Source organism: Niallia sp. FSL W8-0951 (assembly GCF_038006525.1).
GTDB classification, from domain to species: domain Bacteria; phylum Bacillota; class Bacilli; order Bacillales; family Cytobacillaceae; genus Niallia; species Niallia circulans.
Genome location: NZ_JBBOVK010000001.1, coordinates 2,122,475 through 2,139,030, shown reverse-complemented (window position 1 = coordinate 2,139,030; position 16,556 = coordinate 2,122,475). Strand labels below are relative to the sequence as shown.

General features: G+C 34.9%; 16 protein-coding genes. 14 read left to right on the top strand and 2 right to left on the bottom strand.

Annotated features, from left to right (window positions below; genetic code table 11):
• The first annotated feature begins 53 nt into the window (after positions 1 to 53).
• From NSS71_RS10730 to phoU, 7 genes are all read left to right on the top strand, one after another.
• Positions 54 to 2,174, top strand: a complete 2,121-nt coding sequence (locus tag NSS71_RS10730; protein ID WP_235844480.1) for a peptidoglycan D,D-transpeptidase FtsI family protein — start codon at positions 54 to 56, stop codon at positions 2,172 to 2,174.
• A 264-nt stretch (positions 2,175 to 2,438) separates the two neighbouring features.
• Positions 2,439 to 4,538, top strand: coding sequence for a peptidoglycan D,D-transpeptidase FtsI family protein (locus NSS71_RS10725; RefSeq protein ID WP_061798565.1), 2,100 nt, complete (start codon positions 2,439 to 2,441; stop codon positions 4,536 to 4,538).
• 188 nt (positions 4,539 to 4,726) lie between these two features.
• Complete coding sequence (locus tag NSS71_RS10720) at positions 4,727 to 5,695, top strand: PstS family phosphate ABC transporter substrate-binding protein (RefSeq protein WP_341151643.1); 969 nt, start codon at positions 4,727 to 4,729, stop codon at positions 5,693 to 5,695.
• Positions 5,696 to 5,762: 67 nt separating this feature from the next.
• Positions 5,763 to 6,713, top strand: coding sequence for a phosphate ABC transporter permease subunit PstC (gene pstC, locus NSS71_RS10715; protein ID WP_047941266.1), 951 nt, complete (start codon positions 5,763 to 5,765; stop codon positions 6,711 to 6,713).
• A gap of 1 nt (position 6,714) precedes the next feature.
• On the top strand, positions 6,715 to 7,593 hold the full coding sequence (gene pstA, locus NSS71_RS10710) for a phosphate ABC transporter permease PstA (protein WP_061798559.1): 879 nt from the start codon (positions 6,715 to 6,717) through the stop codon (positions 7,591 to 7,593).
• Between the two features lie 62 nt (positions 7,594 to 7,655).
• Positions 7,656 to 8,435 carry a phosphate ABC transporter ATP-binding protein PstB gene (pstB, locus tag NSS71_RS10705; RefSeq protein ID WP_235844481.1) on the top strand — a complete coding sequence of 260 codons (780 nt, stop codon included), beginning with the start codon at positions 7,656 to 7,658 and terminating at the stop codon, positions 8,433 to 8,435.
• Between the two features lie 36 nt (positions 8,436 to 8,471).
• Positions 8,472 to 9,125 (top strand): phosphate signaling complex protein PhoU, encoded by a 654-nt coding sequence (phoU, locus tag NSS71_RS10700; protein WP_061798557.1) that lies wholly within the window; start codon positions 8,472 to 8,474, stop codon positions 9,123 to 9,125.
• Between the two features lie 188 nt (positions 9,126 to 9,313).
• On the opposite strand, the gene NSS71_RS10695 is transcribed toward phoU, so the two are convergent.
• Complete coding sequence (locus NSS71_RS10695) at positions 9,314 to 9,796, bottom strand: endolytic transglycosylase MltG (RefSeq protein ID WP_172864770.1); 483 nt, start codon at positions 9,794 to 9,796, stop codon at positions 9,314 to 9,316.
• A gap of 4 nt (positions 9,797 to 9,800) precedes the next feature.
• A complete protein-coding gene (locus NSS71_RS10690) occupies positions 9,801 to 10,190 on the bottom strand; it encodes a hypothetical protein (protein ID WP_047941261.1) in 390 nt (129 codons plus the stop codon).
• A 456-nt stretch (positions 10,191 to 10,646) separates the two neighbouring features.
• On the opposite strand from NSS71_RS10690, the gene NSS71_RS10685 reads away from it, so the two are divergent.
• The 7 genes from NSS71_RS10685 to NSS71_RS10655 all read left to right on the top strand — a co-directional run bounded on the left by NSS71_RS10685 (position 10,647) and on the right by NSS71_RS10655 (position 16,377).
• Positions 10,647 to 11,354, top strand: a complete 708-nt coding sequence (locus NSS71_RS10685; protein WP_172864772.1) for a DUF4912 domain-containing protein — start codon at positions 10,647 to 10,649, stop codon at positions 11,352 to 11,354.
• Complete coding sequence (locus NSS71_RS10680) at positions 11,351 to 13,804, top strand: glycosyltransferase (RefSeq protein WP_341151642.1); 2,454 nt, start codon at positions 11,351 to 11,353, stop codon at positions 13,802 to 13,804. Before NSS71_RS10685 ends, NSS71_RS10680 begins: the two co-directional genes overlap by 4 nt.
• Before the next feature lie 25 nt (positions 13,805 to 13,829).
• A complete protein-coding gene (locus tag NSS71_RS10675; protein ID WP_341151641.1) occupies positions 13,830 to 14,456 on the top strand; it encodes a hypothetical protein in 627 nt (208 codons plus the stop codon).
• A gap of 67 nt (positions 14,457 to 14,523) precedes the next feature.
• Entirely contained in the window at positions 14,524 to 14,673 is a 150-nt protein-coding gene (gene rpmG, locus NSS71_RS10670) for a 50S ribosomal protein L33 (protein WP_016204868.1), read from the top strand.
• 68 nt (positions 14,674 to 14,741) lie between these two features.
• Positions 14,742 to 15,311, top strand: a complete 570-nt coding sequence (locus NSS71_RS10665; protein ID WP_095322370.1) for a 5-formyltetrahydrofolate cyclo-ligase — start codon at positions 14,742 to 14,744, stop codon at positions 15,309 to 15,311.
• Positions 15,304 to 16,080 carry a DUF92 domain-containing protein gene (locus NSS71_RS10660; protein WP_047941257.1) on the top strand — a complete coding sequence of 259 codons (777 nt, stop codon included), beginning with the start codon at positions 15,304 to 15,306 and terminating at the stop codon, positions 16,078 to 16,080. Before NSS71_RS10665 ends, NSS71_RS10660 begins: the two co-directional genes overlap by 8 nt.
• A gap of 96 nt (positions 16,081 to 16,176) precedes the next feature.
• Positions 16,177 to 16,377, top strand: a complete 201-nt coding sequence (locus NSS71_RS10655) for a hypothetical protein (RefSeq protein ID WP_047941256.1) — start codon at positions 16,177 to 16,179, stop codon at positions 16,375 to 16,377.
• Positions 16,378 to 16,556 lie beyond the last annotated feature (179 nt).

The window sequence follows — 16,556 nt, the reverse complement described above, 5'->3', positions numbered from 1 at the left end:
AATCTTTGTAAATTTCCTTTAAAATAGAAAATAGGAAAGTTTTGGAGGAAAAGGTGGAATCGATCGTGGGGGAAAAAAAGAAAAAAAAGAGAAATCCAATACCTTTAAGAGTTAACATTATATTCTTTACGGTATTTTTATTGTTTTCAGCACTTATTTTAAGATTAGGATTTGTTCAGATTGTTTATGGAGATGAATATAAAAAGCAAGTCGAGAAGAAAGAGGACATTATCATCAGCACATCTGTCCCAAGAGGAGAAATCTATGATCGAACGGGAGAAAGCATTGTAAGTAATGTCGGTAAAAATGCGATTACCTATACGAATTGGAAAAAATATAAACCGAATGAAATGCGGGATACCGCCGAAGAATTAGCAAAAATTATTAAGATGGACAGTGAAAAAGATCTTAAAAAGATATCAGAAAGAGATAAAAAAGATTACTGGATTCTTATTCATCCGAAAGAAGCAAAGAAGAAAATACCCAAAAAAGAAAATGAGAAACTACAAGAACAATATAAGAATGACAATAAAGAATACCAAAAAGCATATGATGAGCTTTTGCGTGAGCGGATAACAGAAAAGGATTTAAACACACTTACAGATCTAGATATGGAAACATTAGCTATTTATCGGGAATTTCAAAGCGGATATTACTATACACCACATATTGTTAAAAATGAGGGGGTTACCGATAAGGAAATCGCTGTAATCAGCGAAAATTTGGACAAACTGCCAGGTGTCGATACAGTTCGGGACTGGGACAGAAAATATGATTTTGGGTCGACATTAAAAACCGTATTAGGGAATGTCAGTACTTCACAAAGAGGGGTTCCTGCAGAAGAAAAAGACAGCTATATAGCAAAAGGTTATAGCATGAACGATAGAGTCGGACTTAGCTATTTAGAAAAGCAATATGAAGATATTTTAAAAGGACAAAAGAAGAAAGTTAAGTTTATGAAAGATAAAAAAGATGAAATAGTTAATTCGGAAGTGATTGCCAATGGAGCTGCCGGTAATGACTTAGTATTGACAATTGATATGAAATTACAGCTAGAAGTAGAAAAAATTATTGAAGAAGAGCTGAAAAAGACGAAATATGGCTATGCTGGCACTCAATATTTAGATAGAGCATTTGTCGTATTAATTGATCCTCATACGGGTGAAGTATTAACGATGGCCGGAAAGCAGTTAGGCAAAGATGAGAAAACAGGCAAGCAAGTTGTGCAGGATTTTGCGTTAGGTAATATTACTACTTCTTATAATGTTGGCTCCGTTGTCAAAGGTGCAATGGTATTGACAGGATATAAGGAAGGGGTTATTTCTCCGGGAGCTCCCATACTAGATGCAACCATGCAAATTAAAGGATCGCCTCCTTTTAAATCATGGAAACCAATGGGCATGATCAATGATTTAACAGCGTTAAAAGAGTCATCTAACGTCTATATGGCTAAAACAGCTATTAAGATTGGGAAAGGGCATTATGGTTATATGCAGCCATTAAACATTGATTTGGAAGCATATCCTAAAATCAGGAATTCCTTTTCAGAATTTGGGTTAGGTATTCGGACTGGAATTGATTTACCAAATGAAACGGCTGGGTTGAGAGGAGTAGTGGATCCAAACCAGCCAGCAAACCTAATGTTCTTGTCGATTGGACAATATGATACGTATACGAACATGCAGTTAGCCCAATATGTTTCAACAATTGCTAATGGAGGGTATCGTATTCAGCCACACTTAGTGAAAGAAATACGTGAAACTTCTAAGGAAGAAGGGAAGTTAGGACCGATTGTTCAAGAAATTCAACCAAAAGTATTAAATAAGTTGGAATTGAAGCCTGGATGGATGGAGCAAATTCATAGAGGATTTCGTCTTGTTATGACAAGTGGTACAGGAGCTAAAGCTTTCGCGGGTTCTTCTTATAGTCCAGCGGGAAAAACTGGCACGGCTGAGGCCTTTTATGATGGACCATTAAGAAAAAATAGAGATGGAGAACCGCCCCAAGTAATGAATGTAAGCTTAATCACCTATGCGCCTTCCGAAAACCCAGAGGTTGCCATGGCTGTCATGGTTCCTTGGGTGTACACAACCAACAATGGACCATCACCAAACTTAACTATCGGAAAACGTGTTATGGATAAATATTTTGAATTAAAGAAAGAAAAAGAATAGATTAAGAGTTTCTTAAATAAAAAACACTATCTATGGGTATGTACATTGCTGCCTTTTAGATAGTGTTTTTGGTTTTTTTTGGATAAAAGAAAGGTGGATATATAGATGTATTTCCTCCCATATTAATGAATAACAGAGCAACTTATAGCAAGATTTGATACATTCAACAATCCTAGCATATTATTCCAATTAGTTATTAATAGAATAATCTACGATTTTCTATTACAATAGAAAAAGAATATCGAAGGAAAGTGTGATTAAACGTTGGGAAAAAAGAAAAAGAAAAAAACGATACCTGTACGTCTTAACATTATTTTCTTTTTTGTCTTTTTATTATTTTCAGCATTGATTCTGCGCCTAGGCTTTGTGCAGATTGTTTATGGTGAAGATTATAAAAGAGAATTAGAGAAAACAGAAGATGTTACAGTAAATACCTCTGTACCACGTGGCAAAATGTATGATGCAACAGGAAAAGTGATAGTAGATAATGTAGCAGAAAAAGCAATTACTTATACGAATTCTGGTGCGAAACAAGAAGATATGCTCAAAACCGCTGAATTACTTTCAAAATATATTATAAAAGATACGAAAAAGGTGACGGAGCGCGAGAAAAAAGACTATTGGATTATAAAAAATAAAAAAGAAGCGGAAAAGAAAGTCACTGAAAAGGAAAAAAAAGCTTTAGCTGAGAAGTATCCAGATCAAGAAGAATACAATAAGCAAGTGTATCAGTTGCAGCTGGATCGGATTACCGCGGAGGATATAAAAACACTTACTAATCATGATTTAGAAGTGCTAGCTATCTATCGTGAGTTTATCAGCGGTTATAAACTAACACCGCAAATGGTCAAAAATAAAGAGGTAAGCGACGAAGAATTTGCTGTAGTTAGTGAGAATTTAGAAGCCTTACCTGGTGTCGATACGACAACAGATTGGGAGAGATCCTATGCATTTGGGGATACCCTGAAATCTGTTTTAGGGAATGTGAGCTCCGCTGAAAGAGGACTGCCAGCAGAGAAATTAGATTATTATGTTTCCCGAGGATATAGCAGAAATGATCGGGTCGGTACCAGTTACTTAGAACTTCAATATGAGGATGTTCTTAAAGGGCAAAAAGAGAAAATCCGCAATAAAACAGACAAAAAAGGTAATATTGTTAGTACCGAAGTCATTACAGAAGGAAAACGTGGCAATGATTTGGTACTATCAATTGATATGGAGCTTCAATTAAAAATAGAAAAAATCATTGAGGAAGAATTAAAAAAAGCAAAAACATTTGCGGGAACGAAATTACTTGATCGTGCCTATGTTGTTTTAATGAATCCCAATACAGGGGATGTCCTGTCCATGGCAGGGAAACGACTAGTGAAAAATGATAAAACAGGTAAAATAGAAGTTCAAGATGATGCACTTGGTAATATTACAACTACTTACAACGTAGGTTCTGTTGTAAAAGGTGCAACTGTTTTAACTGGTTATAAAACAGGAGCGATTTCTCCTGGGACAGTATGGAATGATACACCTGTGAAAATTGGAAATACCATCAAAAAATCGTGGACGACAATGGGACCAATCAACGATCTTACCGCTTTACAACGCTCATCCAATGTTTATATGTTTAGAACGGTAATGAACATGGCTGGTGCTAACTATGTATACGGTAAACCACTATCTGTTTCATTAGCTGACTTCTCGTTAGTGAGAAATGAATTTGCCCAATATGGACTTGGAATCCGTACTGGTATTGATTTGCCGAATGAGCAAGTTGGCTTTAAAGGACAAGACACACTGCCAGGTTTCTTACTGGATTTATCCATTGGACAATATGATACGTATTCCAATATGCAGCTTGCCCAATATGTTTCCACCATTGCTAATGGCGGAAACAGAATGGAACCACATATTGTAAAAGAGATCCGCGAACCAGTGGCGGATGACAGTACACTTGGACCGGTAGTAGAAACAGTTAAACCAAAAGTATTAAATAAGGTTGATGTCAAACCTGAATGGATCAAACGGGTACAGCAAGGATTTAAAATGGTGGCACAAACTCCAAAAGGTACTGCTTATTCTAATCTAGGTGGAAAGGATTATTCACCTGCAGCAAAAACAGGGACAGCAGAGGCATTTTACGATGGACCTTCTCGCAGTGATTATGGAAAAGAACCGCCGCAAGTTATGAATTTAAGTTTAATCAGCTACGCACCTTCCGATAATCCAGAAGTTGCCATGGCTGTAATGGTTCCTTGGGCATACCAAGGAAGTGTGGATAATGGTGCCAATAAGAAAATTGGAGAACGCGTTTTGGATGCGTATTTTGATTTGAAAAAAGAAAGACAAAAAGAAGAGAAAAAAGACAAATAATAGGATCAAAAAGGACAAAACTAGCATTTACTAGTTTTGTCCTTTTTTTATTTGAAAAAGAGTACGAAAACCTTCTAAATTTACAATGTGTTTACATTGATTTACAAATAGTTAAAACCAAGTTAATACTAAAGTCTTATAGTTATCTTGTAAACAAAACAAGCATCCTTAGGGGGTAAAGAGAAAAAATGAAGAGCCTTAAAACAGTAGGATTGACAGCAATGATTGGAACAATGTTAGCATTATCAGCGTGTGGTGGAAATAACGACGCTAGTCCATCAAAGTCATCTGATTCATCAAAAGATAAAGGATCTGAACAATTATCAGGTCAAATCAAATTAGACGGATCATCCACTGTATATCCAATTATGGAAGCAATCGTTGAAGAATACCAAGCAGAGCAGCCCAACGTGAAAGTTTCTGTAGCATCATCTGGTACAGGTGGCGGCTTCAAAGCATTTATCGCAGGGGAAACAGATTTCAGTAATGCATCCCGTCCAATTAAGGATGAAGAAAAATCCGAGTTAGAATCAAAAGGAATTGACTATACAGAATTAAGATTAGCATATGACGGTTTATCTGTTGTGGTGAATAAGGATAACACATGGGTTGACCACTTAACTCTAGATGAATTAAAGAAAATCTGGCTTGAAGATGGTACAACCAAAAAATGGTCTGATATCCGTGAAGGATGGCCAGAAGAAGAAATTAAATATTATTCTCCAGGAACTGATTCTGGAACTTTCGATTATTTTGATGAAGTAATTTTAGAAGATCAGCCAATTGCTAAAGCAGCGACATTATCAGAAGACGATAATATTTTAGTACAAGGGGTAACAGGCGATAAAAACGCAATTGGATACTTTGGTTATGCTTACTATGCTGAAAACAAAGATAAATTGAAAGTAGTACCAATAGACGGAGGGAACGGCCCAGTTGAACCAACAAATGAAACGGTTGAAAGCGGCGAGTATTCTCCATTATCAAGACCATTATTCACTTATGTAAAAAATGAATCGGTGAAAAAAGAAGAAGTAGCTGATTTTGTAGAATTCATAATTGAAAATGCGGCTGATTTATCAGAAGACGTAGGCTATGTAAAATTGCCAGATGAGGAATACAAAAAAGATTTAGAATTAATCGAAGGACTTAAGTAATAAGTTTTGATGGAAAGCTTTGTACTTAGCTTTCCGTCTTGCTGTTGGATTAAGGGGGACTTAAAGCATGATTAAACAAACGACAAATGTGAATGCAAGATCTGTACAAGAGTTAATTGCTGAAAAAAAACAGAAAAATAATCTAAGTAAGATGTTAGAAAAAATTATGCCTAAAGTATTATTGATTACTGCAATCTTTTCGGTATTAACGACGCTCGGTATCCTATTTACATTAGTAATTGAAACATTTACTTTTTTCGAAAGAGTAAATATAAAAGAGTTCTTAACAAGTAAATCATGGTATCCATTTTCTGATCCAGGTTCTTTTGGAATCATGTCACTTGTGTCTGGGACATTAAAAGTAACGCTGATTGCTGGGATTGTTGCTGTGCCGATAGGGTTAGCATCTGCCATTTTTTTAAGTGAATACGCGAGTGATAGAACAAGAAGAATAATTAAGCCAATTTTAGAAGTACTTGCTGGTATTCCTACAATTGTCTACGGGTTTTTCGCTTTAACATTTATAACGCCATTACTTAGATCCATTATTCCTTCTTTAGAAATGTTTAATGCTTTAAGTCCAGGAATTGTTATTGGGATTATGATTACGCCAATGATTGCTTCTCTATCAGAAGATGCAATGAGTGCCGTTCCAAGGGCAATGCGGGAAGGAGCATTAGCAATGGGTTCTACTAAATTTGAAGTTGCTTTAAAGGTAGTCTTGCCTGCAGCAGTTTCTGGAATTGTTTCTTCCATTGTATTAGCTTTATCAAGAGCGATTGGGGAAACAATGATTGTCGCAGTTGCAGGAGGCAGTACACCTAATCTAAGCTTCAATGTAACAGAATCTATACAAACTATGACAGCCTATATTGTTCAAGTAAGTCAAGGAGATGCAGGATATGGAACAACGATTTATTACAGCATTTATGCGGTTGGATTTACCTTATTCCTATTCACTTTCTTGATGAATCTGCTTGCTCAGTACATTTCTCGTCGTTTTAGGGAGGAATATTAAGATGAAGTTAGTAAACCATTCAGAAGTTATTAAGCGAATGAAACCAAGATTAATGAAAAACGTCATAATGAAAGGATTATTCTTTAGCGCAACTTTATTTGGTTTAATTGTTCTGGGTGTCCTTTTTTATCGAGTATTGACTCAAGGAATTGGCTATTTAGATTTTCAGTTTTTAACAAGCCTGCCTTCCCGTAAACCTGAAAATGCAGGCGTCTATACCGCATTGATAGGAACAGTTTGGCTTATGGCAGTAGTTGCACCTGTATCACTTTTAATTGGAGTGGGCACGGCGATATATTTAGAAGAATACGCAAGTAAAAATAAATTCACGAATTTTATCCAGATTAATATATCGAATCTTGCAGGTGTACCATCCATTGTTTTTGGTCTATTAGGATTGACACTCTTTGTTCGTGCTTTATCACTTGGAACAAGTGTCCTTGCGGCAGGGTTAACAATGAGCTTATTAGTATTGCCAATCATTATCGTTGCATCTCAGGAAGCTATCCGATCCGTTCCTAGGGAATTAAGAGAAGCCTCCCTTGGTATGGGAGCAACGAAATGGCAGACAATTGTCAGAGTAGTCATGCCTGCAGCTATACCAGGTATTTTAACTGGAGGGATATTGGCACTTTCACGGGCAATTGGCGAAACTGCTCCACTAGTAGTATTAGGTTTACCTTTATTCCTAGCATTCTTGCCGAGAACTGTTTTTGATATGTTTACAGTGCTGCCAATGCAAATCTATAACTGGACCGGAAGACCGCAAGAAGAGTTTCAGAGTCTTGCAGCAGCAGGAATAATTGTTCTTTTAGTTTTATTGATTTTAATGAATTCTATTGCAGTATTGATTCGAAATAAATTTCAAAAACGTTATTAAACGTATAGGGGGAACTTCAAATGAGTACAGTCTTTGCAGATAAAATTAAGAAAGCAGTAGAAATGAATGCTACAGACGGTAGAGTGAAAAACTCTGTTTATAAAACAAATCAGCTTAATTTATGGTACGGGGATAACCATGCGCTGAAAAATATAGATTTAGACATAATCGAAAACGAAGTAACTTCTATTATTGGACCATCAGGCTGCGGTAAATCGACATATATCAAAACTTTAAATCGGATGATTGAATTAGTGCCAAGTGTAAAAACATCAGGTGAAATTAATTATCGTGGCAGAAATATTTTTGATAAAGACTATGGAGTGGAAGAATTAAGAACAAAAGTCGGAATGGTTTTTCAAAAACCAAATCCATTTCCAAAATCTATTTATGAAAATGTAGCATATGGACCAAAAATTCATGGGATACGAGATAAGAAAATTTTAAATGAGATTGTGGAGAAAAGTTTAAGAGGAGCGGCAATTTGGGATGAAGTAAAAGATAGATTACACCAAAATGCATATGGACTTTCTGGTGGACAGCAACAGCGCCTTTGCATTGCAAGATGTCTTGCGATTGAACCAGACGTTATTCTTATGGATGAGCCAACCTCTGCACTTGATCCAATTTCGACATTAAAAGTGGAAGAGTTAGTTCAAGAACTAAAAGAAAACTACAGCATTATTATTGTTACACATAATATGCAGCAAGCAGCACGTATTTCTGATAAAACAGCATTCTTCTTAAATGGAGAAGTAATAGAGTTTGATGTAACCGATAAAATATTCTCTAATCCAAAGGATAAAAGAACAGAAGATTATATTACAGGTAGATTTGGATAATTATTTAAGCTGAATTCAAAAAAAGGAGATCTTACTATGCCAGTTAGAGAGAAATTTGAAGCAGGGCTTAAGGAACTGCAAGAGAAACTGACAGAGCTTGGTGAATTTTCGATTCAAGCACTTGAAAGATCGTTAGAAGCACTTGAAACACAAAATATAGAAATGGCTTTAGAAATTATTGATGATGATGTAAAGGCTGATAATTTGTATGAAGAAATAAATGACTTTGCTATTCTATTAATTGCGAAGCAGGCACCTGTAGCAATTGATTTAAGACGTATAATTGTTGGAATTAAGATTGCAACCGATATTGAAAGAATCGCAGATTTTGCCGTTAATATTGCAAAAGCTACTATTCGAATTGGGAATCAAGACTTAGTGAAACCAATCATTCATGTAAAAAAAATGTTAGAGATTACTAATGAAATGCTGCGCTTATCCTTAACTGCTTATAATAAAGAAGACACAAAACTAGCTCGAAAAATCGCGGAGATGGATGATGAGGTAGATGGTTTAAATAAACAAGCGTTTGTGGAGCTTTTAGAAATTAGTAAAAATAAACCTGAGTATTTACAGCAAATTTCGCAATTGACATTTGTTTGTCGTTATTTAGAAAGAGCAGCAGACCATACAACTAATATAGCTGAGAATATTTTCTATTTAGTTAAAGGCAGACAATATGATTGGTAAATAAAAAAAGACTGGAACATAGGATTTCACCCCAAATATTATACGGAGATACTTACAACATCTCTATAATATTTGGGGTTTCATTATTTCATAGCTTTTAACTAGTTAGTGTGCTTCATTTATACTTAATAGCTAAATAAGGATTGTTCGACCTTTTAGATCACTTATTTAATTATGTTCCAGCTCGTTTATTTCGTAAGAGTTTCGGCAATTTTTTTATGACTCATGTCACTAGTTAAAGGAAAGCTGCCGACTTGAATTTTTGTATGGTAGCCATTATCAATTAAGTATGTTTCAAACTCTTCTTGATCTTTGACGATTTTTTCTTTATATAATAACTCAGCAATTTGAGAGATGCTCATACCACTTTTAACTTTTAACGTATAGGCAATGTTCTCGTGTTGTTCTTCTTTTGGCTCTTCCTGCTTCTTTTCTTTTGCTGCTGATTTTGCTTGTTCTTGTTTCTTCTCTGCTATTTGCTTTTGTAAATTCTTATATTCGACCTCTGCTAACACAGTAAAACCCTTTTTTTGTAGATAGGATGTTGCTTCAGATACACTAATCGTTGCATGTTCTTGACTTTTTTGTTCGAGATAGTAATAAAAACTACCAATAATGCTTGCTGAAAGGAGCATTCCGATGGCAAATGAACGTAAACTATACTTTTTCATTTAGTTACTTTTCGACCCTTTCCTTTATAATTTGCTGAACTTGAGTGATAGATAAGGAAGATTGATTGGCAATCTGCTCAATCGGTACTCCGCTTGCTGCAAGGGTCCAGACTTGGTTTTTAATAATAGCGTGAATGGGCTGTGGTTTATCCATTTCCATTGCGGATGGGTTTTTTAGGGTAGAAGATGGCTTTAAAGAAAAATCTTCCTCACCGATCATTAACTCTTCTTCTAATAGTTTTAATTTCTTTTTTATTTTGTATAGCTCTTGTACTTGTTGAATGGAAAGCTGATCTATTTCCTCTCGTAAATCTTTAATGGGATCACGAAGGAAAAGAGACAGAATAAGAAGGAATAAAGAAATTCCTATAATTACTAACATTACAATTAACATAATTCACCTCAGAATAAAATCTTCATTTCAAATGATATAAATAATAAGAGACCTAAAGAAGAACAATGCAAGCTAAAGATATTTTATCATTATCTATCGGTAATTCCTATTAAATCAAGATTGTGGATGACAATATTCGAATAGATCTGCGAAACAGTTAAGAATATGTCGTAATTCATCTTGAATTTTTAAAAACATATGTCGAATCGATGTTGTACTAGCTAATGGAAAAATGCAAAAAAAATTTTTTTGCATTATTACAATAAACGTACGTAAGTTTAAGCATATTCCGACAAAATCTGTTCGTTGTGGCAATGCCCATTCAGTGGTAACATAATAAATATAAATAGCGAACTAAATGGAATCTTGTATGCATATACTAGTAAATTGCGATCATACACCACAGAAATTAAATGACATTGGATAAATAAAATTTAGAAAGAGGTGCAATTTCTATTGATTGAACAAATTGTAAATTTAAGACGTAAAGGACTGTCTTTCCGGAAAATTGCCATCGAACTAAATTCAACTGTAGGAAAAGTACAATACCAATGGAAAAAATATGTGAAGGAACAAGAACATCATGGGAATGCTGGACAAGCCGAGGAGCAAAAGAATGTAATCCAAATGCAAAAGCAGGAATCATATATAACGGAAAGTTTTTGGACAAGCGTGGATTTATTAGTAAAGAAAAATGGGATGGAAGCTTGGTTAACATCGGAAGACACTGCATTAGTATTTTGGAGAATTCCCGAAGGAAAATGGCAGTTAATTTCAACTTATTATGATATTGATCCGGAAACTTGTTCGCTAGCAGTAAAGATTAATGATATAACTAGCATTATCTATAATGGAAGAAATGCGCATAATTCTCGCATTCTGCCTGTTGAAAATAGGCAAGAATCAGTTGTGTTACAAGACTTATCACCCAATAGAAGTTTTTGTTTCGAAATTGGGGTTCTTGATGTGTATCAATCCTTTTTACCGATATTACAGTCAAATCCTTTGCATACACCGAGAACTGCACATAACCAAACAGGCCAATTAGCAAAGGATTTACAGGAGTGGGAGAATGGGGATGTTTCTGTCCCAAATTGGATTGAACACGTAAGCACCTATAGCTATTATGAATTAGAAGAGCAAGAGGATGTGAAAAAGAAATGAATGGTTCCTATTTTCAATTGATTGTAATTAATAAGATTCCTTTTATGAACTATTTTTCAAAAGATAAACAGAAGAAAAAGGAATTATATGCGCAGACTATTAACTTTATCAAGTTTCTTTTCGAAACGGAAAAGAATCAACTTCCATATACCATTCAAATTGTTGTTCCGCCAATTTATCTCGAACAACTTGATGCGCAGTCATTTCGAGAAGAAATAACAGAATTTTTAGAAAAATACTATCCCGATGATGAATTGTATTCTTTCTGGATAGATAAAGAAACAAATCTATTAAAGGTTCTTAAATCGCTTCTCCAAGAAAAGCGGATCGAATTGCTGGCATGTCCCGCTTCCTTTTCGCCTTTATCAAATGTATCGACAAGTACAGGTATTCAATTACAAATAGAGTTAGGTTTATCCATTATAGATGATTATTTAGACTACCGGCCGACAGGATTTTGGTTTCCAGAAGGGAATTTTTCACCTGGTTTAGATTTATATTTGAAAAAAGAGAACTTTTCTTATAGCTATCTAAATAGTAGGACAATCGATCATAGTGATCCTTTACCGAGTGATACAGGTATTGCGGTTAAATCACCACATAATATTGTGTTCTTTCCTGTGGAAGAAAAGCTGTATCAACTTTTTAAAGAGGAGAAAGCAACAAAACAAGTATGGGATAAATGGATCTTAGATTTGCTAGAATCCTATCCTTCTTACATAAATGAGTCCATTTTAACTTTCCCAATTGATTTAGCTGATTATGTAAAGATACAAGACGAGTTGAATAAAAGTATTCGTTATTTAAATGATGAAGGCTATATGGTTCATATTACGCCTGAAACATATATAAAGCAATTCAGTCAAGGAATGGATTGTGTCCATCTCTGTGCTTCCTTCTTAGAGCGCAGAGGGAGAGAAGAGGTTGTTAAACATCGTTCTTCCTATGCTGCTTTAGCATTTTTGGAAAGAGAGCTTCATGAATGGAGACAAATTTCTTTACCGCCAGCAACTCATAGAGTACAGAAGCAGATGGAAAAGGAATGGTTGTTATTAAGCGCTCTCCTTTATCAAGATAATAATTGGACAAGTGAAGAAGTAACAAACCATCTAGAGGCGGCAAACAAATTAAACGGTTATTGGAAAGGACCAATCGATAAAGACTGGCTTTCCTTAAGAGAAAGTAAATATCCAATTTTAAATACAACGATACAGATCCATAAACCGGTTCGGTCTCAAAAGGAACCGACAAACAAGAAGAGTGTTTTAATCTTATCTTGGGAGTATCCGCCCAATATAGTTGGTGGTCTTGGTGCTCATGTAGTTGGGTTAACAAATAGCTTAATAAAAAATGGCTATGAAGTTCATCTTGTTACAGCACAAGAGATGAATAAAAATCCCGAAGACGTAGAAGAAAAGGCTGGATTATTTGTTTATCGGGTCAAGCCAATTTATAGTAAAGATCAAAACTTTATTCACTGGATTGGCGGCTTAAATTTAGCAATGTGGGATAAAGCAATAGAAATAGGAAAGAACACAACATTTGAATTAGTGCAGGCACATGATTGGTTAGTAGGTGCAGCTGCTATTTCTTTAAAGAATCAATTAAATGTTCCTTTAATAGCCACTATACATGCAACAGAGCATGGAAGAAACGGTGGTATCTATACAGAAATGCAGAAATTTATCCATAGGAAAGAAAGCCAGTTAATGGACACAGCTGATTCTTTAATTGTGTGCAGCGAATATATGCAGAATGAGTTAATGACAATTTTTGAAGTAGAACAAACGAAAATTAATATCATTCCCAATGGAGTAGAAATCTTGAAGAAGGGAGCCATATCGGCTGCTCCGGTTGAAAATTTTTCAAAGGACAACAAAAAAGTGGTTTTTGCTATGGGGAGATTGGTAAAAGAAAAAGGCTTTGGAACTTTATTAGAAGCAGCAAGAAAGTTGCATAAAAAGCGAAATGATCTATGTTTTGTTATTGCTGGAATCGGTCCAATGTATGATGAATATCAACAATTTATTGAAAGACATCAATTAGCAGAAAGTGTTCACTTAATAGGCTATTTGCAGGAAGAACAGAAGAATGCACTCTATGCACTAGCAGATATAGTTGTTATACCAAGTTCCTATGAGCCTTTTGGAATCGTAGCATTAGAATCCCTTGTTTTCGCTATTCCAACAATTGTATCCCAGACAGGCGGCTTAAAAGGAATCATTAAGGATAGAGAAACAGGACTATATATGGAACCAAATAATGCAGAAAACTTAGTAAAGAATATCGAGTATTTAGTAGAAAATCCAGCCGTGGGTAAAAAAATTGGTAAGAAAGGGCAAATATTAGTTAGCCAGCTTTTTAGCTGGAATCGAATTGGCGAAGAGACAAAAAGAATTTTTGATGAATTGATTGTACAGGCAAAGGTGAAGGAATCCATTTCTAATTAAAAATATTAGAGTAGGTGAAGGAAGAATGAAAATTGAGGCCAATTTACAAAAAGACTATCAAAGTGTTCAAAGAAAGTTATTAGTAAAAAAAATAACGACAACTCCTGGAATCTGGGTTGATGGAAAAACGTATTGGATTCAAAATGGTTATGAAAAATTAATACCAGAACATTCTATTTCCGTTCATGTAAAACAAATACACAAGCACTCAAAAATTCAATACAATGAGATTTTCGTCAGAAATCACTCTCAAGAACCGAAAAAAATGAAAGTTTTAGTTTTGAATTATTTTCCAAAAGCTTTTCATAATCATCTTTCTTTTGTATCACCTACGGAAAACGTCATCTATCATTCCATTGAGGAACAGCTATATTTAGTAAATGGAGAACATAATTCAAGCTGCATGGAACAGAGAACCGTACAACCTCTCTGGAATGTGCACACTGATCATATTTGGAGCAATAATCAAAATGGTACCCTCAAATATCAGCCTATGGCAAAAGGCTCCAGTGTAAGTATTTTTTCTTTAAATATGGAGGTAATGCCTCAATCAATTGGTATTAGTCGGGCTTGGTCCATTATGGGGACAGAAAAAAAGGATATTTTAGATATGAATCATATTCTAATGAAAACAAGTACTAGCATTTCCTAACAAAAGATGTTATCATATAAAAGTCGTATGCACGAACTAGCAACCTATAGTTTGGAGGGAAATAAACATGCGTGTAAACATTACGTTAGCTTGCACTGAATGTGGTGATCGTAACTACATTTCTAAAAAAAATAAACGAAATAATCCAGATCGTCTTGAGCTAAAAAAATATTGCTCAAGAGAAAAACGTACTACAGTTCATCGTGAAACAAAATAAGCAGAAGGGGGATATCCCTTCTGTTTTTTTCATATTTATAACGAAAATGTAAGGAAGGTGTACATAAAATGCAGGAAAAAAAACAATTCCGATCAGATATGATAAAACTACTCCAATCAATCAATAAACCACAATATGAGCATATGTCCTACCAAATAGCTTCCCAATTATATAATGATGCTTCCTTTATTTCTGCTAGTCATATAGGGATTACCATTTCCAAATTTCCTGAGGTGGATACATACCAAATTATTCGTACAGCTTGGCAATTAGGTAAAAAAGTAAGTGTTCCCAAGTGCATCCCTGCATCTAGACAAATGATTTTTCGCGAATTAGAGCAATTTAATCAACTTGAATCGGTTTATAGTAACCTGTTTGAACCAGTTATAGAAAAAACGAAACCAACAGATTCTAAACTAATTGATTTACTTCTTGTTCCTGGATTAGCTTTTTCGCCAAAAGGATATAGATTAGGATTTGGGGGCGGTTATTATGACCGCTTTTTGCAAAATTATGATGGACAAACAATATCACTAGCATTTTCTATGCAAATACAGCAGCAAATTCCCGTTGAGAATCATGATTTAGCTGTTCAGAAAATAATTACAAATGAAGGAATTATTTACGCAAATGAGTAGTATGATGTATGCAGTAGTCATTTTATTTGTCTCTTATTTGGCATATAAACGCAGATCATTAACGATGAGTGGCGCAATTGCGGCTTTTTTTGTTGGGAGCGGAATTGCGCTAGGATTTGGCTCTAAAGGATTAGTAGTTCTAGGAGTATTTTTTGTTTCTTCTAGTATGCTTTCAAAATATAAAAGCAAAACTAAACAGGCGATGGAGGACAAAACCAAAAAAGGGTCACAACGAGATGCATGGCAAGTTATGGCAAATGGAGGTTTTGCAGCAATTGTTGGTATCATCTATTATTTTGCAAAAGAATCAGTTTGGATTAGTGTATTCGCCATACTTCTTGCAGCTGCCAACTCGGATACATGGGCATCAGAGATTGGATCCTTAAGCAAGAAAAAGCCAATCTCTGTTCGAACGTTTAAACAAGCGGCCACTGGAACATCTGGAGCAGTCAGTGTCCTAGGAACAATTGCTGCATTTGCTGGATCACTCTTAATAGCGTTAACAGCGAATTTCTTATTTGCTTTGGAGTTTGGTAGTTTTTTTGTCATCCTTGTATTTGGATTCTTAGGTAATATCGTGGATACTCTTTTAGGTGCCTTTGTACAAGTGGAATATATATGTCCTGTTTGTGGTCGAATAGTTGAATCAAAAGTAGAATGTCACACTAACTTAGTGAAAATAAAGGGTTTTGCACTTTTTAATAATGATATGGTAAATGTTCTTTCCGGCTTCTTAGCTGCGTTGATATATATACTTTTCTTTTTGTAATAATTTTAATCACGTCAATACATTAACATTTTCATTCGTTTACACGGATAAAAAATAATATTATTACCAAACTAGTTAGTAGGAGGGATTTCAAAAATGTCAAAAGTATTCTCCATTTTACTAATTGTTTTAGGTGGATATTATTTATTTCAAAAACGGTATCGTGTCATTAATACGGTATTAAGAAGTCCATTTATTCGTAAATATGCAGTTAGAATATTAATGAATATTCCAAGTGTAAAAAGAATGACAATGAACTCTGTTTTTGGACGATCGCAAAATACGATTTATCAATGAATAAAAAAGAACAGATGCGACGGAAAATAGCGTTTAAATGAGCTGGGAATAAGTAGCCTGCACAAAAATAAGGCCGAACAATTACAAGAAGTAACGTAATTGTTTGGCTTATTGGCTTCTAAAAGTGTAAGGGACAGCTACTGTAAGCTTGAATACACAAGTCATGTTAATCCTATGCT